This window comes from Rhodococcus sp. IEGM 1302, assembly GCF_030056935.1.
Classification (GTDB): domain Bacteria; phylum Actinomycetota; class Actinomycetes; order Mycobacteriales; family Mycobacteriaceae; genus Rhodococcus_F; species Rhodococcus_F qingshengii.
In genome coordinates, this window is record NZ_JASHKY010000003.1 from 140053 (window position 1) to 159615 (window position 19563).

The 19563-nt window shown below is 63.5% G+C and carries 15 protein-coding genes; 10 read left to right on the forward strand and 5 right to left on the reverse strand.

Annotated elements, in window-relative coordinates; genetic code table 11:
* Window positions 1-110: 110 nt before the first annotated feature.
* Together QM609_RS07765 and QM609_RS07770 are read right to left on the reverse strand one after the other, a co-directional pair.
* Window positions 111-2333 (reverse strand): glycoside hydrolase family 3 C-terminal domain-containing protein, encoded by a 2223-nt coding sequence (locus QM609_RS07765; protein ID WP_050654638.1) that lies wholly within the window; start codon window positions 2331-2333, stop codon window positions 111-113.
* A gap of 71 nt (window positions 2334-2404) precedes the next feature.
* The gene (locus tag QM609_RS07770) at window positions 2405-3079 is read right to left on the reverse strand and encodes a TetR/AcrR family transcriptional regulator (protein WP_007730968.1); all 675 of its coding nucleotides are present in this window, start codon (window positions 3077-3079) and stop codon (window positions 2405-2407) included.
* Window positions 3080-3206: 127 nt separating this feature from the next.
* On the opposite strand from QM609_RS07770, the gene aroQ reads away from it, so the two are divergent.
* Genes aroQ through QM609_RS07785 form a run of 3 tightly spaced genes read left to right on the forward strand, consistent with a single transcriptional unit; the run spans window position 3207 to window position 6444 of the window.
* Entirely contained in the window at window positions 3207-3656 is a 450-nt protein-coding gene (aroQ, locus tag QM609_RS07775; RefSeq protein ID WP_007730969.1) for a type II 3-dehydroquinate dehydratase, read from the forward strand.
* The gene (locus tag QM609_RS07780; RefSeq protein ID WP_007730970.1) at window positions 3656-4534 is read left to right on the forward strand and encodes a shikimate dehydrogenase; all 879 of its coding nucleotides are present in this window, start codon (window positions 3656-3658) and stop codon (window positions 4532-4534) included. Before aroQ ends, QM609_RS07780 begins: the two co-directional genes overlap by 1 nt.
* Window positions 4531-6444: a sugar phosphate isomerase/epimerase and 4-hydroxyphenylpyruvate domain-containing protein gene (locus tag QM609_RS07785; protein ID WP_050654624.1), complete on the forward strand. Its 1914-nt coding sequence runs from the start codon at window positions 4531-4533 to the stop codon at window positions 6442-6444. The genes QM609_RS07780 and QM609_RS07785 overlap by 4 nt, the downstream gene beginning before the upstream one ends.
* Here the strand turns inward: QM609_RS07785 and fdhD are convergent.
* Both fdhD and QM609_RS07795 read right to left on the reverse strand, forming a co-directional pair.
* Window positions 6395-7264: a formate dehydrogenase accessory sulfurtransferase FdhD gene (gene fdhD / locus QM609_RS07790; protein WP_050654625.1), complete on the reverse strand. Its 870-nt coding sequence runs from the start codon at window positions 7262-7264 to the stop codon at window positions 6395-6397. The two genes, QM609_RS07785 and fdhD, sit on opposite strands and share 50 nt — an antisense overlap.
* Before the next feature lies 1 nt (window position 7265).
* The gene (locus QM609_RS07795; RefSeq protein ID WP_283337266.1) at window positions 7266-9575 is read right to left on the reverse strand and encodes an FdhF/YdeP family oxidoreductase; all 2310 of its coding nucleotides are present in this window, start codon (window positions 9573-9575) and stop codon (window positions 7266-7268) included.
* Between the two features lie 121 nt (window positions 9576-9696).
* On the opposite strand from QM609_RS07795, the gene QM609_RS07800 reads away from it, so the two are divergent.
* From QM609_RS07800 to QM609_RS07810, 3 genes are all read left to right on the forward strand, one after another.
* Complete coding sequence (locus QM609_RS07800; protein ID WP_030536639.1) at window positions 9697-10704, forward strand: iron-siderophore ABC transporter substrate-binding protein; 1008 nt, start codon at window positions 9697-9699, stop codon at window positions 10702-10704.
* 63 nt (window positions 10705-10767) lie between these two features.
* Window positions 10768-11382 carry a GNAT family N-acetyltransferase gene (locus QM609_RS07805; protein WP_030536638.1) on the forward strand — a complete coding sequence of 205 codons (615 nt, stop codon included), beginning with the start codon at window positions 10768-10770 and terminating at the stop codon, window positions 11380-11382.
* 12 nt (window positions 11383-11394) lie between these two features.
* On the forward strand, window positions 11395-13428 hold the full coding sequence (locus QM609_RS07810) for a S9 family peptidase (protein ID WP_050654660.1): 2034 nt from the start codon (window positions 11395-11397) through the stop codon (window positions 13426-13428).
* A gap of 71 nt (window positions 13429-13499) precedes the next feature.
* Here the strand turns inward: QM609_RS07810 and QM609_RS07815 are convergent, their stop codons facing one another.
* On the reverse strand, window positions 13500-14201 hold the full coding sequence (locus tag QM609_RS07815; protein WP_007730988.1) for a hypothetical protein: 702 nt from the start codon (window positions 14199-14201) through the stop codon (window positions 13500-13502).
* Between the two features lie 172 nt (window positions 14202-14373).
* Here QM609_RS07815 and QM609_RS07820 point away from each other — a divergent pair, with 172 nt between their 5' ends.
* Genes QM609_RS07820 through ndk form a run of 4 tightly spaced genes read left to right on the forward strand, consistent with a single transcriptional unit; the run spans window position 14374 to window position 19366 of the window.
* Window positions 14374-17055 carry a valine--tRNA ligase gene (locus tag QM609_RS07820; protein WP_050654661.1) on the forward strand — a complete coding sequence of 894 codons (2682 nt, stop codon included), beginning with the start codon at window positions 14374-14376 and terminating at the stop codon, window positions 17053-17055.
* Entirely contained in the window at window positions 17052-18491 is a 1440-nt protein-coding gene (folC, locus tag QM609_RS07825; RefSeq protein ID WP_003944455.1) for a bifunctional tetrahydrofolate synthase/dihydrofolate synthase, read from the forward strand. Before QM609_RS07820 ends, folC begins: the two co-directional genes overlap by 4 nt.
* The gene (locus QM609_RS07830; RefSeq protein WP_003944448.1) at window positions 18488-18928 is read left to right on the forward strand and encodes a DUF4233 domain-containing protein; all 441 of its coding nucleotides are present in this window, start codon (window positions 18488-18490) and stop codon (window positions 18926-18928) included. The genes folC and QM609_RS07830 overlap by 4 nt, the downstream gene beginning before the upstream one ends.
* 18 nt (window positions 18929-18946) lie before the next feature.
* Window positions 18947-19366, forward strand: coding sequence for a nucleoside-diphosphate kinase (gene ndk / locus QM609_RS07835; protein WP_003944527.1), 420 nt, complete (start codon window positions 18947-18949; stop codon window positions 19364-19366).
* The last annotated feature ends 197 nt before the right edge of the window (window positions 19367-19563 follow it).

The following is a 19563-nucleotide window of genomic DNA, read 5'->3' on the forward strand; positions in this document are numbered from 1 at the left end:
GATACAAGGAATGTAACCGACGCCACAGCAACTACACAAGATTATTAACCAAATAGTTCATAAAAATCTACTGGCGGTCACGCCGCTCGTCGAAACCGCAGTTCAGGGAGTTAGGAGGCCGGCTGTGCTGCGGCCGCCACCAACTGCTCCACCTGTTCCTCGGTGATCCCGAGGCCGAAGGTGGCGAGTTTTCCGAGCGGCATCGAGCCTGCGAGTGCCATCATCTCGGGGCTGACCGCCTGTGCACCGTCGCCCGCTGCGGCAGCCATGGCGGCGCCGAGAACTGTGCTGCCGACGGGATGGGCGAGCCATTCGCCGATGGTCGACATGGCGTCGAGCGTGCCGACGCCGACGTTCCCGGCCAGGGTGATCGTGTCGGTGGTTGCGATGTCCCGAGACGAGAAGCCGACGCGGATCTCGTAGTCGCCAGGTTCGATCGCCCAGTCCTGCGCCGCGACGGACCAATAGGCAAATGCCCTGGTGTCGAGCGTGATGGTCACAGTCGCGGATTCGTCGGGGTCGAGGTGGACCTTGGCGAAGCCCTTCAATTCCTGCGCGGGTCGATCGATGCTTGCCGAGGCGTCGTGAACGTAGACCTGAACGACGGTGCTGCCCGATCGGTCGCCGCTGTTGCGCACGGTGACGGTCACTTCGGCGGAGTTCTCACCGGCCTCGACGGAGGTATCGGTGATGTCGAAGGTGGTGTAGCTCAGCCCGAACCCGAACGGGTACGCCACTTCGCGCAGCGCGGAGTCGTAGTAGCGGTATCCCACGTACAGGCCTTCGCCGTAGCGGACGTGCTGCTGTGATCCCGGGAAATGCAGATACGACGGATTGTCTTGGAGGCGAAGCGGAATGGTCTCCGTCAGGCGGCCGGACGGATTCGTGATGCCGAACAGAAGATCGGCAATCGCCGAGCCGCCCGCCTGGCCGAGTAGCCAGCCCTCGAGGATTGCGGCGGCATGATCCTTCCAAGGCTCGATCGCAACCACGCCGCCGTTGGCGAGCACGACGACCGTGTTCGGGTTCGCGCCGTGGACCGCTTCCAACAGGGCGATCTGGTCAGCCGGCAGTTCGATGTCGGTTCGGTCGAATCCTTCGGATTCCGTGGCGGACGGTAGTCCGAGGAACAGCACCGCGACGTCAGCGCGGCGTGCGGCGTCGACAGCCTCGGTGACCATGTCGTCGTCCGGAGTGCCGTCGAAGGTGAAGCCCGGTGCGAAAGTGACGCGGTCGGCGCCTTCGAGGTCGAGTATCGCGTCCAAGGCATTGTCGAGCTTGGTTGGAACCACCTGCGAACTGCCGGCCCCCTGGTACCGCGGGCTGCACGCGAATTCGCCGATCACCGCGACGGTTTGCCCGCCGGGGGTCAGCGGCAGCAGTTCTCCGTCGTTCGCCAGCAATACAGCGGACTCCGCTGCAGCGGTCCGCGCCAGTTCGTGGTGACGCTCGACGTCGTACGTGTGGCCTTCGGTGCGCGCGGCGGCGGTGCGTGCCACCAGCGTCGCCAGGCGCTCGGCGGCAGTGGTGAGCACTGATTCGTCCAGGTCGCCGCCGCGCACGGCGTCGACGATCTGGGTATCGGTTCCGGTCGGCGGCATTTCCAGGTCGAGGCCCGCGGCGAGTGCCGCCACGCGGTCGTTGACCGCTCCCCAGTCCGAAACGACGAGGCCGTCGAAGCCCCACTGTTCGCGGAGTACCTCGGTGAGCAGCCAATGGTTCTGGCTCGAGTACACACCGTTGATCTTGTTGTACGAGCACATGACCGTCGTCGGGGCCGCGGTCTTGACGGCGTATTCGAAGCCGGCCAGATAGATCTCGCGCAGCGTCCGTTCGTCGACGTCGGCACTGACTCTCATCCGGTCGTGTTCTTGGTTGTTGGCAGCGAAGTGCTTGAGCGAGGTTCCGACGCCGCGAGACTGGATGCCGGTGATCAGCGCTGCCGCGACGCGGCCGGAGAGGAATGGGTCCTCGGAGACGTATTCGAAATTCCTGCCACACAAGGGTGATCGTTTGATGTTGATGCCTGGGCCGAGGAGGACCGAGACCTGTTCGGCTTTGGCCTCGTCGCCCAGAGCCTCACCGACCTGGCGGATGAGGTCGAGGTTCCACGACGAGCCCAACCCGACCTCCGGTGGGAAACATGTCGCTGGAATGCTGTGGCCGAGTCCGAGTGCGTCGCCGCCCTCGGGTTGTTTCCGGACTCCGTGCGGACCGTCGGTCAGGAGTATTGATTCGATTCCGGGAACGGACTGGCTGTGCCAGAAATCCGAGCCCGACGTCAACGACGCCTTCTCCTCGAGTGAAAGCCCGTCTACGTAATTCTCGGTCACGTCATTCCTCCCGGTGGCAGCTGTGAGTTCCACTCACCACCGTAGGGGGATTTTTCGGACTTCGGGGTGGGTCAGGACGGCGCCTTCGAGGTCAAGAACGCAACAACCATGTCGCCGAGCATTGTTCGAAGATGCTCACGATGCGTCGAGTCGGTCAGGTCGCGGTCGAAGAGCGCTTTGAAGGTGTAACGATTGGCGATACGAAAGACGCAGTAACTGCTGATCAACATGTGAATATCGAGAGCATCTACGTCGGAGCGGAATGCTCCCGACTGCTGTCCGTCGTGGAGGATCTGCGAGACCAGGTCGGCGGCGGGGGCGCCGAGACCGCTGAGTAGCTCGGATTTCTCGATGTGCTCACCGCGGAGCATGTTCTCGTTGGCTACCAGCCGAATGAAGTTCGGGTGTTGTTCGTGGTGGTCGAAGGTGAGTTCGGCCAAGGCGCGGACTGCTGCCGTGGGTTTCAATCCCTCGAGGTCGAGTTCACGTTCCTGCGCACGAATGACGCTGTACGCGTGTTCGAGGACGGACTTGTACAGCCCTTCCTTGTCGGTGAAGTAGTAGTAGATCATGCGCTTGGTGGTGTGAGTCTTGGTTGCGATCTCGTCCACTCGGGCGCCGGCAAAGCCTTTGTCGGCAAACTCCTCGGTGGCGACGGCGATGATGTTCACCCTGGTCAGATCGCTGTTTCGGCGTCGTTTCTCCGGCTTCGACACCACGGAGTTCACTGACTGCTCGGAAACCATGTGCTCACTCTATCTGTCAGCAGTTTGTCGACTTTGCTTGTCGAGTCCGCGTCGGGGGAGTAACGTCCAGTGAACTAACTCACTAGTTCGTACATTAGTTTCGAGCGTCAACCCCGAGGTGCCCCTGATGACTTCATCTCTACCGATTCTGGTCCTCAACGGGCCCAACTTGAATTTGTTGGGCCAGCGCCAACCGGAGTTCTACGGGAGAGACACGCTGGACGACGTAGTTTCCCGCTGTGAAGCGGCGGCCGCGAAGTTCGGAGCGGTGGTCGAGGCAAGGCAGTCGAACCACGAGGGCCAACTGATCGATTGGATCCACGAGGCCAGGGGAAACGTTGCGGGCATCGTCATCAATCCCGGTGGGTACTCGCATACCTCCGTTGCGTTGCGTGACGCTCTGGTCACACTCGATGCCCCCGTCGTGGAGGTGCACATCAGCAACATCCACAGTCGCGAAGAATTCCGTCACCACTCGTATGTCTCCGGGATCGCCGACGCTGTCATCTGCGGATTGGGAATCGACGGTTACAGCGCCGCAGTCGAATTCGTCTGCGTCCGAGAAGGGAAGAACTGATGAGTGATTCGATCCTCTGCGGTCTGATCGGCACCGGCATCGGAGCCTCCTTGACTCCGATCATGCACGAGGAGGAAGGGCGCAGACAGGGCCTGCCGTACGTCTACCGCATCCTCGATCTCGATGCGATGGGGATGGCGCCGTCGGACATCGGTGAACTTCTCACCTATGCACGACGTTTCGGGTTTCGCGGCCTCAACATCACTCACCCGTGCAAGCAGTTGGTGATCGAGCACCTCGACGAGCTCTCGCCGGATGCGAGCCGGCTCGGAGCGGTGAACACGGTCCTCTTCGACTCCGGCAAGGCGATCGGACACAACACCGATTGGTCGGGCTTCGGCCGAAATTTCGACGACGGACTTCCCGGAGCACAGCTCGATCGCGTCGTGCAGCTCGGTGCCGGCGGAGCCGGTGCGGCGGTTGCCTATGCCGCGCTCACCCGTGGCGTCGGGACACTGACGTTGGTCGATTCGAGCCTGCCTCGCGCGCAGGAACTTGCACAAACCTTCGCGCAGCAGTTTCCGGCGCAGGTTGTCGAGGCGCGGCACACGAGCGACCTCGCCGAAGTGCTCGGCAAGGCAAACGGATTGATCCACGCGACGCCGATGGGAATGGCGGCTCATCCCGGAATGGCATTCTCGCCGGATCTGCTTCGCCCTGATCTGTGGGTGGCCGAAATCGTCTACCGTCCACTCGAAACCGAACTGTTGCGTCAGGCAAGGTTGATCGGAGCCCCGACGCTCAGCGGAGGCGGAATGACTGTCTTCCAGGCCGTCGACGCGTTCCGGATCTTCACGGGCATCGAGCCCGACAGTAAGCGGATGCTCACGCACATGACGGAACTTGTACACGGCGAACAGACTGCGGCAGCGCTGTGAGTGCCCCGGTCCGGACGTCGATCGCGACGGTATCGCTCAGTGGCACTCTCGAGGAGAAGCTCGACGCCATCGCTGCTGCCGGCTTCGACGGCTTCGAGGTGTTCGAGCCGGATTTTGTTGCTTCGCCGTGGTCCCCGAAGGAATTACGAACGAGGGCTGCGGATCTGGGCTTGACCCTCGATCTGTATCAGCCGTTCCGTGACTTCGACACGGTGGACGAGGCCCAATTTGCTCGGAATCTTGTTCGAGTGCAACGCAAATTCGAGCTCATGGATCAACTGGGGTGCGAGACGCTCCTGGTGTGCTCCTCGCCCCTGCCGACCGCAAGTCACGATGACGGTCAGTTGACAGAGCAATTCGGAGCTCTCGCCGAACTGGCGTCCGAGCACGGCAAGAAGGTTGCATACGAGGCGCTCGCGTGGGGTGCCCACGTCAACACGTACGGCCATGCGTGGCAGATCGTCGAGGGCGTCGACCATCCTTCGCTCGGTACCTGTCTGGACAGCTTTCACATCCTCTCGCGCGGTGACGATCCCGCCGGAATTCGCGAGATTCCCGGCGAGAAGATCTTCTTCCTCCAGTTGGCGGACGCTCCGTTCTTGGCGATGGACATCCTCCAGTGGAGCCGGCATCACCGAAACTTCCCGGGGCAGGGCAGCTTCGATCTCAGTGCGTTCGCTCAGCATGTCTACGCCACCGGTTACGACGGACCGTGGTCGCTCGAGATCTTCAACGACGTATTCCGACGCGCGGACACCCAGCGGACGGCAATCGACGCTCATCGGTCGCTCCTCCATCTGGAAGAACAGGTCGCCGCCGCGAACCCTGCCGCCGGTGGACCCACGCTGTTCACCGCCCCGGAGCGCACCCCGCTCGAAGGGATCGTGTCTCTGCGAATCGCTGCGGGTCCGGCTAAACAGGACCAGGTGCACTCGATGCTCTCTCGCGTCGGTTTTCATCTGGTCGGACGGCACCACGATCACGACTTGCAGTTGTGGCGGCACGGACCGCTCACCGTTGCCGTCGACGCGACAGCGGGCACGGTGTGGACGGCGCCCGGGCTGCCCGCGGATCTGCCGGTTCTCACTCAGATCGGCATCAGGGCAACCGAACCCGAAGTGTGGGGAGAGCGCGCTCTGGCTCTCGAAGTACCGGCGACGCGCGTGCAGTTGCCGGGGTCGAGCGACGAGAACTCCGAGGTACCGGACGTCGTACGCTTGAAGGTCACCGATGCGACATCGATCGACCTTCGTGGCCCTGGCAGCGCTGCAGCGTGGGAATCGGCATTCGAGATCTACCCGCTGCCCGCCGAGCGCAATCGTGAACAGGGCGCAGTGTTCACCGGGATCGACCACGTGGCACTGGCAGTTCCGGCGGAGAGTTGGGACGGCATCATGCTGCTCCTGCGGTCCGTGTTCGAGATGCAACCGCACGAGGGGCAGGACGTCACCGATTCGGTCGGACTCATGCGGAGCCAGGCACTCACGCTCGTTCAGGACGGTGACGGACATACCCTGCGGATCTCACTGAACATGGTGGAGGGCAGTCGAAGCGGGCTGCCGACGGTCCGCCGCGGCGGCGTCAGCCACGTCGCTTTCGCGTGTGAGAACATCTTCGGTGCCGCTGCGTCCATGCAGGACTGGGGCTTTGCTCCGCTACCCATTTCCCCGAACTACTACGACGATCTGGACGCACGTTTCGGTCTGAATTCAGAACTGCTCGACCGGATGCGCAACGCCGGAATCCTTTACGACGCGGACGCTCACGGCGAGTTCTTCCACCTGTTCACCCCGACCGTCGGGGGAGACCTGTTCTTCGAGGTCGTGCAGCGGGTGGGTGGATACGAGGGCTACGGGGAAGTTAACTCCGCTGTGCGACTGTCGGCTCAGTTGCGCGCGAATCAGACGTGACCTCGACTCGGTGCGGGTGCGAGTAGATATTCATCGAATCGCCGCGGATGAAACCGGCGAGAGTCAGCCCGGACTCCTGCGCTAGTTCCACGGCCAGCGACGACGGCGCGGAGACAGCACCGAGGATCGGAATGCCGGCCATGACGGCCTTCTGGACGAGTTCGAACGACGCCCGACCGCTGACGATCAAGATCGTGTCGTAGAGGGGCACTCGGCCGTCGGTGATGGCCCAACCGATCACCTTGTCGACGGCGTTGTGACGGCCGACATCCTCGCGCAGTGCCAGGAGTTCGCCGGTGGCGGTGAACAATCCGGCCGCGTGCAGGCCACCGGTGCGCTCGAAGATCCGTTGGCTCTCCCGCAGTGTGACCGGCATGGCCGACAGGATGGTCGAGGTGACGGAAGTCGTGTCACCGACCAGCGGATGTCGCGTCGTGGTTCGGACGGCGTCGAGCGAGGTCTTGCCGCACACGCCGCACGCGGAACTGACGACGGTGTTCCGATCGGTGGTGTGGTCGGGCAACGGCACTCCGGGAGCGAGAGCGATGTCGAGGACGTTGTACGTGTTCGCACCGGATTCGTCGACGCCGTCGCAGTAGCGGACGACGCTCACGTCGTCGCGGGTGGCGATGACACCTTCGCTGAGAAGGAATCCGTGCACGAGGTCGACGTCGTTGCCGGGGGTCCGCATCGTCACTGCCAGCACCTGACCGCCCACTCTCATTTCGAGTGGTTCCTCGACGGCCAGCGTGTCGGGGCGCGTGACGACCCGATCACCCGAGATTCGAACGACCGGTGTTCGTGCGGTGACTCGTCCCATCTCAGGCGCCCGATGCTTCGAGTCGAACGGTGACGGCCTTCGACACCGGCGTGTTCGACTTGGCCGCAACGTGTTCGAGGGGAACGAGCGGATTTGTCTCCGGGTAGTACGCCGCAGCATTGCCGCGCGGGGTGTCGTAGGAGACGATGCGGAATTCCGTGACCCGACGCTCTTCGAGTGTGCCGTCGGGTGTTGTCCACTCGGACACGATGTCGACGAGATCGCCGTCACGGAATCCGAGCGCGGTGATGTCTTCGGCGTTGACGAGGATGACTTTGCGTCCGCCCTTGATGCCGCGGTATCTGTCGTCGAGGCCGTAGATCGTGGTGTTGTACTGGTCGTGGCTGCGCATCGTCTGCAGAATCAGGCGCCCACTCGGAGTGGGTATCCAGTGCAGGTCGTTCACGCCGAAGTTGGCTTTGCCGGTGTGCGTGCGGAACTCACGCGAGTCACGCGGCGGGTGGGGGAGTTGGAATCCGTCTGGCTCTCGAACGCGGGAGTTGTAGTTTTCGCAGCCTGGCACTACCCGTGAGATGGAATCGCGGATCAGGTCGTAGTTGCCCTCGAAGGCCGACCAGCGGACGGAGTGATCGTTGCCGAGTAGTTCGCGGGCGAGTTGGCAGATGATGGCGACTTCGCTACGCAGGTAGGGGCTGACCGGTGTGAGGCGTCCGCGCGACAGGTGCACCATGGACATCGAATCCTCCACGGAGACAAGCTGCTTTCCGCCGGCTTGGACGTCGAGGTCGGTGCGTCCGAGGGTGGGGAGGATGATCGCGGTCTGCCCGTGGACCACGTGACTGCGGTTCAGCTTGGTGGACACCTGCACGGTGAGTTCGCATTGACGCAACGCTGTTTCGGTCGCTGCGGTGTCCGGGCTTGCCTGGATGAAGTTGCCGCCCATCGCCATGAAGAAGCTTGCCTTGCCTGCGTTCATGGCGCGGATTGCGTCGACGGTGTCCCATCCGTGCTTGCGGGGACTCGAGATCGAGAACTCGGTGTCGAGCGCGGCCAGGAACTCTTCCGGCATCTTTTCCCAGATGCCCATCGTGCGGTCACCCTGGACATTGGAGTGTCCTCGCACCGGACAAACGCCGGCACCGGGTTTGCCCATCATTCCACGCATGAGCAGCAGGTTGACTGCTTCTTCGATGGTGGCGACTCCGTGTGTGTGCTGAGTGATCCCCATGGCCCAGCAGGTGACGGTTCGCTCGGATCGGGCAAGTGCGGCCGCCGTTTCCTCGAGCTGTGCCATCGACAGACCCGTTGCCTCGAGTACCGTGTCGAGATCGACCGCGCGGATGTGCTTCTCGTATTCGTCCCAACCGGCGCAGTACCGGTCGACGAAGGCACGGTCGACGACCGTCTCGGGAGCGCGATCTTCCTGCTCGAGCAGCAGCTTCCCCAGGCCTTGGAACAGCGCCATGTCGCCGCCCAGCCGGATCTGCAGGAACTCGTCCGCGATGTCGACTCCGTGCCCGATCACGCCGGACACCTTCTGTGGATCCTTGAACCTGCGCAATCCCGCCTCGGGCAGAGGATTGATGGCAATGATCTTGGCGCCGTTGCTCTTTGCCTTCTCCAGCGTCGAGAGCATTCGAGGGTGGTTGGTGCCGGGGTTCTGTCCGGCGATGAGGATGAGATCGGCGTTCTCGAGGTCGGGAACCGTCACCGAGCCTTTGCCGATGCCGATGGATTCGGTCAGTGCGCTTCCGGACGACTCGTGACACATGTTGGAACAGTCGGGCATGTTGTTGGTGCCGTAGCTGCGAATCATCAACTGGTAGAGAAACGCGGCTTCGTTGGACGTGCGACCGGAGGTGTAGAACACCGCTTCGTCCGGCGATGCGAGGCCGTTCAGATGTTCGGCGATCAGTGCGTACGCGCCGTCCCAGTCGATCGGCCGGTAATGGGTTGCTCCCGGCGTCAGGACCATCGGGTGCGTCAGTCGCCCCTGCTGTCCGAGCCAGTAGTCGGTCTTGCCTTCGAGATCGGCGATCGAGTGCTCCGCGAAGAATTCGGGTGTGACGGTGCGAAGCGTTGCTTCCTCGGCAACAGCCTTCGCTCCGTTCTCGCAGAATTCGGCGGGCTTGCGATGTCCGGGAGTCTCCGGCCACGCACACCCCGGGCAGTCGAAGCCGTGTCGCTGGTTGAGTCTGGTGAGCGTTCGGGCGGTCCGCAAGGCTCCCATCTGCTCGATTCCTCGTTGCAGCGACACCAGAACGGCCGGAACTCCGGCGGCGTAGTCCTTGGGGTGCGTGACTTCGAGATCCGATTCGTCGATGTCCTTCGAGGGGCCCTGGCGCGTCATGTCTCCATAGTGGCCCGAACGGCGCGGTACTGCCATCGAATGGGCCGGTCGAACTAGCCGGAATGAAGCTTTCATCGGCTAGCCTTACCTACCGAACCAGCAGACTTTAAGGGGTAGGAACATGGATCGAACGGACGCAGGTCGGCTGACCCGGCGCGGATTTCTGATCGGCACGTCGGGAGCGTTGCTGGCATTCGCCGCAGCCTGCTCCAGTTCGAACGACGAGGACACACCTCCCAGCGGTGACTCTGCGGAATCGATCACCCACAAGTTCGGGGCTACGGAGTTGCCCAAGGATCCGCAGCGGATCGTCAGTGTCGGATACAACGATCAAGATGCGATCCTGGCGCTCGGTGGGACCTTGGTCGGAACCTTCGACTGGTACGGCGATTACCCCTACGGAGTGTGGCCCTGGGCGCAGCCGCTGCTGAACGGGGCGACTCCCGAGATCATCGGAACTGCGGGCACCACCATTCAGATGGAGAAGGTCGCTGCCACGACACCCGACCTCATTGTCGGCACCTACTCCGGGCTCACTCAGGCGCAATACGACAAACTCAGTGCCATTGCGCCGACGGTGGCGCAGCCCAAGGAGTTCGCGGATTACGGAATCCCCTGGCAGAACCAGACGACCATCATCGGCGAAGCGTTGGGGCAGCAGGGTAAGGCCACCGAGCTGATCGCCGGCGTCGACCAGAAGTTCGCCGACGTGAAGACGGCCAATCCGGCGTTTGCCGGCAAGACCGTTCTGGTCGGCGCGTTGAAGGGGCCGGGGCAGTTCGGGGTCTACGGACCGGAAGACCCGAAGGTGCGGTTCTTCACCGAACTCGGATTCGTGAATCCGCCTGTCACCGATCAGATCACGGGTAACTTCGCCGAGATCAGCACCGAGCAACTCTCGCTCGCGGACGTCGACGTACTCGTCTGGTACGCCGGTGGCGGCTACGGCGACAAGCTTCGCGCGGAGCTGGACAAGACCCCGATCTACCAGGAACTCGACGTCGTGAAGGACGGCCGCGCGATCATTCTGGAAGACGCTGCTGCCGAAGCCATGACGTGGAGCACCGTACTGAGCTTGCCGTACGCGCTCGAACAGATTCCGCCGCGGATTGCGGGCTTGCTCGTCTGATCGGTTCAAGGACAGCGCTGTTCAAAGTCCAGTGATTCGGACAGTCGGCGGTACTCTCGCCTCATGGGTGTACACGTACGGCCGGCTGTCCGATCCGATATTCCGGCACTGTCGGCAGTGTTGGCCGAGGCGTTCGAAGATGATCCCTTGATGGCGTGGATGTTGCCGGACGAGGCCACCAGGGCTGATCGCCTGACGAAACTGTTTGCCGCAGAAGCTCGTTACCACCACCTCGCCGGGGGCGGCGTCGAGGTGGCCACCGACGACAACGGCCTGATCGGCGGGGCAACTCTGTGGGATCCGCCGGGGCGGTGGAAGCAGTCGTGGATTTCCGGGCTCGTGAGCCTGCCCGCAATGGTGCGTGTCTTCGGCAGGGGGCTACGACACGCGGCCGAGGTCAGCTCCGTTCTCGAAGGAGCACACCCGAATTCGCCGCACTGGTATCTCGCGACCGTCGGGACCGGCAGCGCGGCGCGCGGTGGGGGATACGGCAAAGCGCTGCTGAACTCTCGGTTGGAGCGTTGTGACCGTGAACATGTCGACGCTTACCTCGAGAGCAGCAAGGAATCGAACATCCCGTACTACAACCGCTTCGGTTTCGAAGTGACCCGTGACATCGTCATGCCAGGCGGCGGGCCGACGATCTACGCAATGATGCGTCAACCGCGGGGCGCGTGATACGAACTAGTGGTGACCCAGATTCCCGAGCTCCACGCAGGCACACCGTTCGACGAACTCGACGACTACATCGCTCTGGCCAGGTTGTCCGGCCTGGTGTTGTCACCTGACGGCTCGCTGCTGATCTGCGCGCGCGCCGTTCTCGACGACAAGAGCGCCGAATACGTGTCCTCGTTGTGGGAGATCGACCCGGAAGGCCGGCGTCCTGCGCGTCGGTTGACCTGGGGTTCGACCAGCGAGTCCGGTGCTGCCTTCGCGTTCGACGGCGACGTGCTCTTCACTGCCACGCGAGCCGTGCCGGGCGAGAGTGATCCGCAACCAGCACTCTGGCGCCTACCAGCGGCGGGCGGAGAAGCTCAGCTGCTGATCTCGCGTCCCGGTGGTGTCTCGTCGGTATCAGCGGCGAAGGCGGCGCCGACGTTCGTGGCCCAGACGTCGGTCATGGCTTCGGCGATCAGCCTCGACCAGGACGATCAGGTGCGATCGGCGCGCAAGGACAAGAAAGTCACGGCGATGCTGCACACCGGTTATCCGGTGCGCCACTGGGACCACGACCTGGGCCCCGATCATCCGCATCTGGTTGTGGCCGAGACGGATTCGAAGGAATCCGTCGAGTTGCGGGACATCACACCGACGGCAGGCGCAGCGCTGCGGGAGACGTCGACCACGATTTCCGACGACGGTCTCTTCGTCGTGACCACGTGGACTGTCGGCGATGCGAGTGCCGCCCGCCGATCGACGTTGGTTCGGATCGACACGGTGACCGGTGACCGAGTCACGCTTGTCGACGAGGCCGACGCGGACGTCTACAACCCGGTGCTCTCGCCGGACGGAACCAAGCTCGCGTTCATCCGGGAGACACTCACCACACCGGAGTCCGCACCACGAATGACTCTGCAGCTCTACGACTTCGGATCCGGTGCCGTGACCGGCGTCGCCGACGGCTGGGATCGCTGGCCTACCTCACTTGCCTGGCTACCCGACGGATCCGGGCTGGTCGTCACCGCTGACGACGGCGGCCGCGGTCCGATCTTCACCATCGACCTGTGGGGCCAACCAGTGCGCCTGACAGCCGACGACGCGGCGTACACCGACCTTCGAGTGGCGCCGGACGGTGAGTCGATCTACGCGTTGCGAGCCTCGTACGAAGCGCCCCCGCACGTGGTGCGGGTCGATCTGCGATCAGGTGAGATCACCGCACTTCGTGGGCCCGACACTTTGCCGGAGCTGCCGGGAACACTGACCGAGATCACCGCGCGTGCCGAGGACGGTTCGACGGTGCGTAGCTGGTTGGCGCTGCCGACGGGCGCCGCGCCGCATGCACCGGTGCCATTGCTTCTCTGGGTCCACGGCGGCCCACTCGGTTCGTGGAACACCTGGTCCTGGCGGTGGAATCCGTGGCTGCTCGTCGCCAAGGGCTATGCAGTACTGCTACCAGATCCCGCGCTCTCGACCGGATACGGCCAGGACTTCGTCCAGCGGGGGTGGGGTCAGTGGGGCAAGGCGCCCTTCACCGATCTGATGGCGATCACCGATGCTGCTGTCGCCCAGCCCGAGATCGACCCCAAGCGAACCGGCGCGATGGGTGGTTCGTTCGGTGGTTACATGGCCAACTGGATTGCCGGACATACCAACCGTTTCGACGCCATCGTCACCCACGCGAGTCTGTGGGCACTCGATCAATTCGGCCCGACGACGGACGCTGCCTGGTACTGGCAGCGCGAGATGTCGCCTGAGATGGCCGTCGAGAATTCGCCGCATCTGTACGTCGCGGACATCACGACTCCGATGCTGGTCATCCATGGCGACAAGGACTACCGGGTTCCGATCGGTGAGGGCTTGCGACTCTGGTACGAACTGCTTGCCGAGTCAGGTCTGCCCGCCGACGACGACGGGAAAACGGACCATCGCTTCCTCTACTTCCCCGACGAGAATCATTGGGTGCTCAAGCCGCAGCACACCAAGATCTGGTACGAGGTGGTCACCGCGTTCCTCTCCGAGCACGTTCTCGGCGAAGATGTCGCGCTACCGGAGATTCTGGGCTGAACCCGCGCGTGCCTCGTTCGGATGAAACACCGAACGAGGCACGAGCGTCTTCGCGTGGATCCGGACCGGAATCAGGCGCCGGGGCAACGAACGGTGTACGACCACTCGGTGTGGTCAGGGCCCGTGACGCGAACCAGAACGGACGACGCCCCACCGGCGGGCACGTTGACGACAGCTGAACCAGTTCCCTCGTTGATGTTGTCGCCGATGTATCCGGTGCTGTGGATCAACCGACCTTCGTAGTACACCTCGATCAGGTCCGGGACGTTTTCGGTCTCGTAGCCGAGCACGAACGAGGTCGGGCCACCGCGGCCGAGTTCGTGCTTGGTGCTGGTGATTCCTGCGCCGCCCGAGACGGTCGAGGCGTCGCAGCGCTGCGTGGGCGCAAATGATCCGCCGCCGCCGCTGCCGCTGGCCAGGCCACTGAGAATGTCCCTGACGTTGCCACTGGCCAGGCCGTTGACGATGTCCATCGCGCTGGTCGAGCCGGCGTTCAGGCCGCCGAGGACGTCGTTGAGGTTCCCAGTGGCGATCCCGCCGACGATGTCACCCACGCTGCCGCTGGCGATGCCGTTTGCGATGTCGTTCCCGATATCGCCGACGCTTCCGTTGATCGTGGCGCTGCCACTGTCGATGCTTCCTTGCACACTTTCTTCGATGCCGGGGGCAGCAGACGCAGTCGCCGGAAGCACGAGGGCAACCGCCGCTCCGATCGTCGCGGCCGCCGCCAAGGTTCGAACGCCGGGACGGCGAGAACTCCAGTTGTTCAACATATTTGCTCCACGGGTCGTTGGTCGGTCGTCCTTCAGAGCGATCCTGTCAGCGGAGCGGATCGGTGAATATCGTTTGTTCGGCTGACCCCGGACTGCGGGGCAGTCGTTCGTGTGCGCTGCGGCGGCCGACGGGCGAATTCGTTCACGACGGGGGAGTCACTAGGATCAAGTGGTGACCAGTGCAGCTCCAGAGAACCCCCAGACCCCCGCCGACGCCCTACCCAAGAGCTGGGACCCCAGCGCGGTAGAGGCCGATCTGTATCAAGGCTGGGTAGACGCCGGGTACTTCCAGGCCGACGCGACCAGCGACAAGCCCGGCTACTCCATCGTGCTGCCGCCCCCGAACGTCACCGGCAGCCTGCACATGGGCCATGCCCTGGATCACACCCTCATGGACGTGCTCAGCCGTCGCAAGCGGATGCAGGGCTACGAGGTGCTGTGGCTGCCAGGCATGGACCACGCCGGTATCGCCACGCAGTCCGTCGTCGAGAAGCAACTCGCTGCCGACGGAAAGACCAAGGAAGATTTCGGCCGCGAGCTGTTCATCGACAAGGTCTGGGACTGGAAGCGCGAATCCGGTGGAACCATCGGTGGCCAGATGCGGCGCATCGGTGACGGCGTCGACTGGAGTCGTGATCGTTTCACGATGGACGAGGGCCTCTCCCGCGCCGTCCAGACCGTCTTCAAGCGCATGTTCGACGAGGGCCTGATCTACCGCGCCGAGCGTCTCGTGAACTGGTCGCCGGTGCTGCAGACCGCGATCTCCGACATCGAGGTGAAGTTCGAGGACGTCGAGGGTGAGCTGGTTTCCCTGCGCTACGGCTCGCTCGACGACAACGAGCCGCACGTCATCGTCGCGACCACTCGCGTCGAGACGATGCTCGGTGACACCGCAGTAGCGGTCCATCCCGAGGACGAGCGCTACAAGCACCTCATCGGCACCACTCTCGATCATCCGTTCACCGGGCGTCAGATCCCGATCATCGCCGACGACTACGTCGACCCCGAGTTCGGAACCGGCGCGGTGAAGATCACGCCGGCTCACGATCCCAACGACTTCGAGATGGGCCTGCGGCACAACCTGCCGATGCCCACCATCATGGACAAGACCGGCAAGATTGCCGACACCGGAACCGAATTCGACGGAATGGACCGCTTCGAGGCTCGCGTCAAGGTTCGCGAAGCTCTCGCCGAGCAGGGACGCGTCGTCGCCGAGAAGCGCCCGTACCTGCACAGCGTCGGGCACTCCGAGCGCAGTGGCGAGGCCATCGAGCCTCGTCTCTCGTTGCAGTGGTGGGTCAAGGTCGAGACGCTTGCCAAGGCTGCGGGTGACGCGGTTCGCAACGGGGACACCGTCATTCACCCGGCGAGCCAGGAGCCACGCTGGTTCGACTGGGTCGACAACATGCATGACTGGTGCATTTCCCGTCAGCTCTGGTGGGGTCACCGCATTCCGGTCTGGTACGGCCCCGAGGGTGAAGTTGCGTGCTTCGGTCCTGACGAAACGGCGCCGGAAGGCTGGGTCCAGGATCCCGACGTCCTCGATACCTGGTTCTCCTCCGGACTGTGGCCCTTCTCGACGATGGGCTGGCCGGACAACACGCCCGAACTCGAAAAGTTCTATCCCACCAGCGTTCTCGTCACCGGCTACGACATCCTGTTCTTCTGGGTCGCCCGCATGATGATGTTCGGCACCTACGTGTCCGAGGACGAGTCGATCACCGCCGGTTCGGGTAAGTCCGGCGCGCAGATGCCGTTCAAGGACGTGTTCCTGCACGGACTGGTCCGCGATCAGTACGGCAAGAAGATGTCGAAGTCTCGCGGCAACGGTATCGACCCACTCGACTGGGTCGATCGTTTCGGCGCCGACGCCCTGCGATTCACACTTGCACGCGGCGCCAACCCGGGCAGCGACCTGTCCGTCGGTGAGGACTCGGCGCAGTCCTCGCGCAACTTCGCGACCAAGTTGTTCAACGCGACCAAGTTCGCTCTGATGAACGGCGCTGCCCCCGCGCCGCTGCCCGCTCGAAGCGAACTGACCGACGCCGATCGTTGGATCCTCGACCGTCTCGACACGGTCCAGGCCGAGGCGGACGCCGCATTCGATCGCTACGAGTTCAGCAAGGCGTGCGAAGGCCTGTTCCACTTCGCGTGGGACGAGGTCTGTGACTGGTACCTCGAACTCGCCAAGGTGCAGTTCGCCGCCGACGAGGCCGTCGCCGCGAACACCCGCGCCGTGCTCGGCAACGTTCTCGATGCACTGCTCCGCCTCCTGCACCCGGTCATTCCGTTCGTGACCGAAACCCTGTGGAAGGTGCTCACCGGCGGCGAGTCCGTCGTCGTCGCCGAATGGCCCGTGTTGTCCGGTGAGGCAGTCGACGCCCAGGCCGCAACCAGGATCGAAGACACGCAGAAGCTGATCACCGAGGTGCGACGATTCCGAAACGATCAGGGACTCAAGCCTTCCCAGAAGGTCCCGGCTCGTGCGTCCGGGCTCTCGGAGGCCGGCATGGACGGCCAGTTCGCCTACGTGGCGGCGCTGGCCAAGCTGACCGAACCCGAAGAGGGATTCACCGCGTCGATCTCCGTCGAGGTGCGCCTGAGCCAGGGCACCGTCACTGTCGACATCGACACCTCGGGCACCATCGACCTCGGCGCCGAGAAGAAGCGGCTCGAAAAGGACCTCGCGGCAGCGCAGAAGGAGCTCGTCACCGCTGACAACAAGCTGGCGAACGAGGCCTTCCTGGCGAAGGCGCCCGACGCCGTCGTGGACAAGATCAAGACACGTCGCCAGATCGCCGTCGAAGAGATCGAGCGCATCACGGGACGTCTGAAGGAGTTGGCCGACAAGTGAGTTCGTACGAACCGTCCCAATTCGACGCTCAGAGTTCGGTTCCGACTCCGGTCGACATCGCCGAACTGGCGCTGGTGGAAGCAGAACTCGACAAGCGTTGGCCCGAGACCAAGATCGAGCCGTCACTGACTCGTATCGAGGCGCTCATGGATGTCCTGGGCTCGCCTCAGCACAACTATCCGTCGGTGCACGTCACGGGAACCAACGGTAAGACGTCGGTGACGCGCATGATCGATTCGTTGATGACGGCTCTGCATCGTCGCACCGGGCGAACCACCAGCCCTCATCTGCAGATCGCGACCGAGCGGATCAGCATCGACGGTCATCCGATCTCGCCGCGGCTCTACGTGGACACGTTCCGCGAGATCGAGCCGTACGTGCAGATGATCGACGCACAGTCGGAGGAAGCCGGGGGACCGGCGATGAGCAAGTTCGAAGTGCTCACCGCCATGGCCTATGCGGCCTTCGCGGAGGCGCCGGTCGACGTCGCCGTGGTCGAGGTCGGCCTCGGCGGACGCTGGGACGCCACCAACGTGATCGACGGGCAGGTTGCGGTGATCACGCCGATCAGCCTCGATCACGCCGAGTACCTGGGCACCGACCTGGCCGGGATCGCGGAGGAGAAGGCCGGGATCATCAAGAAGGGCCGCGAGGACCTGGTTCCGGTGGACACCGTCGCGATCATCGCCGAGCAGACTCCCGAAGTCATGGAGGTATTGCTGCGGCGTGCTGTCGAGGTGGAGGCCGCGGTCGCTCGTGAAGGCTCGGAGTTCAAGGTGCTTGCTCGCCAGATCGCGGTGGGCGGACAGCAGCTCGAACTTCAAGGCTTGAGCGGTGTGTACACCGACATCTTCCTCCCCCTTCACGGTGAGCATCAGGCGCGCAACGCCGCGCTCGCGCTCGCTGCCGTAGAAGCGTTCTTCGGTGCCGGTCCGGATCGACAACTGGATCAGGATGCAATCCGCAACGGGTTCGCCTCGATCGTCAATCCTGGTCGCCTCGAACGTGTTCGGAGTGCGCCGACGGTCTTTCTCGACGCCGCCCACAATCCAGACGGTGCCCGCGCTCTCGCGGCCGCACTGGCCGCCGAGTTCGACTTCCGCAAGCTCGTGGGAGTGGTCAGCGTCATGGCGGACAAGGACGTCGACGCCATCTTGACTGCATTCGAATCCGTCTTCGACGAGATCGTCGTCACCCACAACGGGTCACCCCGGGCGATGGACGTCGAAGAACTGGCGAACATCGCCGTCGCGAAGTTCGGCGACGAGCGCGTCGTCGTTGCGCCGGTGCTTGCCGACGCCTTGGAAGTCGCGATCGAAATCGCCGAGCAGGTCGCCGAACCCGGTGAGGCCGTATCAGGGGCGGGTGTGGTGGTGACGGGATCCGTCGTGACCGCAGGCGCCGCCCGCACGTTGTTCGGAAAGGACCCCGCGTGAGTACCCCGTCAGATGCCAATCCCGAGTCCGGAGACCACGAGCCCGGAGACACTGCCGGCGAGTTCGGGCCGCCGACCAAGGACCCGTGGAAAAGCTTCCGCGGAGTGATGGCCGGAACCCTGATCCTCGAGGCGATCGTCGTGCTGCTGGCTTTGCCGGTTGTCGCGGTCGTCGGCGGAGGCCTCACCGCGGCCTCCGCGGGATTCATCATCGGGTTGGCGGTACTGATGATTCTGGGTGCGGGCATCCAGGGCAAGCCGTGGGCGATGGGGTTCAACGTCGCGCTGCAGGTGATCCTTCTGTTCGGTTTCTTCGTCCACCCGTCGATCGCCGGTGTGGCGATCACCTTCGGGATCGTCTGGGGATACCTCGTCTACCTGCAGAGAGACATCAAGCGCCGGATGGACAAGGGCCTGCTTCCCGGTCAGCGGGACTGACCATTTAGGCTGTCCGCTGTGACTGAGCGCACCCTCGTACTGATCAAGCCCGACGCCGTTGCCCGTGGATACGTAGGAGAAATCCTCAGCCGTATCGAGCGCAAAGGCCTGACAATTGCAGCACTCGACCTCCGCGTAGCTTCCGAAGAGGTGGCTGGTAGCCACTACGCAGAACACGCCGAGCGTCCGTTCTACCCGAGCTTGTTGGAGTTCATCACCTCCGGTCCGCTGGTGGCCGCAGTGCTCGAAGGCCCCCGAGCCATCGCTGCTTTCCGTCAGTTGGCCGGCGGAACCGACCCGGTCGACAAGGCTCTTCCGGGTACGATCCGCGGCGACTTCGGACTCGAAGCGCAGCAGAATCTCGTTCACGGCAGCGACTCCGTGGAGTCGGCAGAGCGTGAAATCGCTCTGTGGTTCCCCGCGCTGTCGTCCATCTGAATCTCCGATCGGGCCTCTGGCCCACATGAACGGGCCTTCGGCCCACATCTCCACAGCGAATTCTCGGCACGTATCCCACATCGGTGCGCCCTTTGCAGTTGCAGGCGCGTTGGTGTGGGATACTGCTTTCAGTTGAACCGCAATTTGTTTTACGCACGTTCAACCGGATGACACCTAGGTTCGATGCCCTTTCATCG

What these genes read in the sequence shown, in the direction of transcription:
- QM609_RS07770 (WP_007730968.1), bottom strand. Translation starts at nt 3,079, where the DNA reads ATGGTTTCCGAGCAGTCAGTGAACTCCGTGGTGTCGAAGCCGGAGAAA.
- aroQ (WP_007730969.1), top strand. Translation starts at nt 3,207, where the DNA reads ATGACTTCATCTCTACCGATTCTGGTCCTCAACGGGCCCAACTTGAAT.
- QM609_RS07780 (WP_007730970.1), top strand. Translation starts at nt 3,656, where the DNA reads ATGAGTGATTCGATCCTCTGCGGTCTGATCGGCACCGGCATCGGAGCC.
- fdhD (WP_050654625.1), bottom strand. Translation starts at nt 7,264, where the DNA reads ATGGGACGAGTCACCGCACGAACACCGGTCGTTCGAATCTCGGGTGAT.
- QM609_RS07795 (WP_283337266.1), bottom strand. Translation starts at nt 9,575, where the DNA reads ATGACGCGCCAGGGCCCCTCGAAGGACATCGACGAATCGGATCTCGAA.
- QM609_RS07800 (WP_030536639.1), top strand. Translation starts at nt 9,697, where the DNA reads ATGGATCGAACGGACGCAGGTCGGCTGACCCGGCGCGGATTTCTGATC.
- QM609_RS07805 (WP_030536638.1), top strand. Translation starts at nt 10,768, where the DNA reads ATGGGTGTACACGTACGGCCGGCTGTCCGATCCGATATTCCGGCACTG.
- QM609_RS07815 (WP_007730988.1), bottom strand. Translation starts at nt 14,201, where the DNA reads ATGTTGAACAACTGGAGTTCTCGCCGTCCCGGCGTTCGAACCTTGGCG.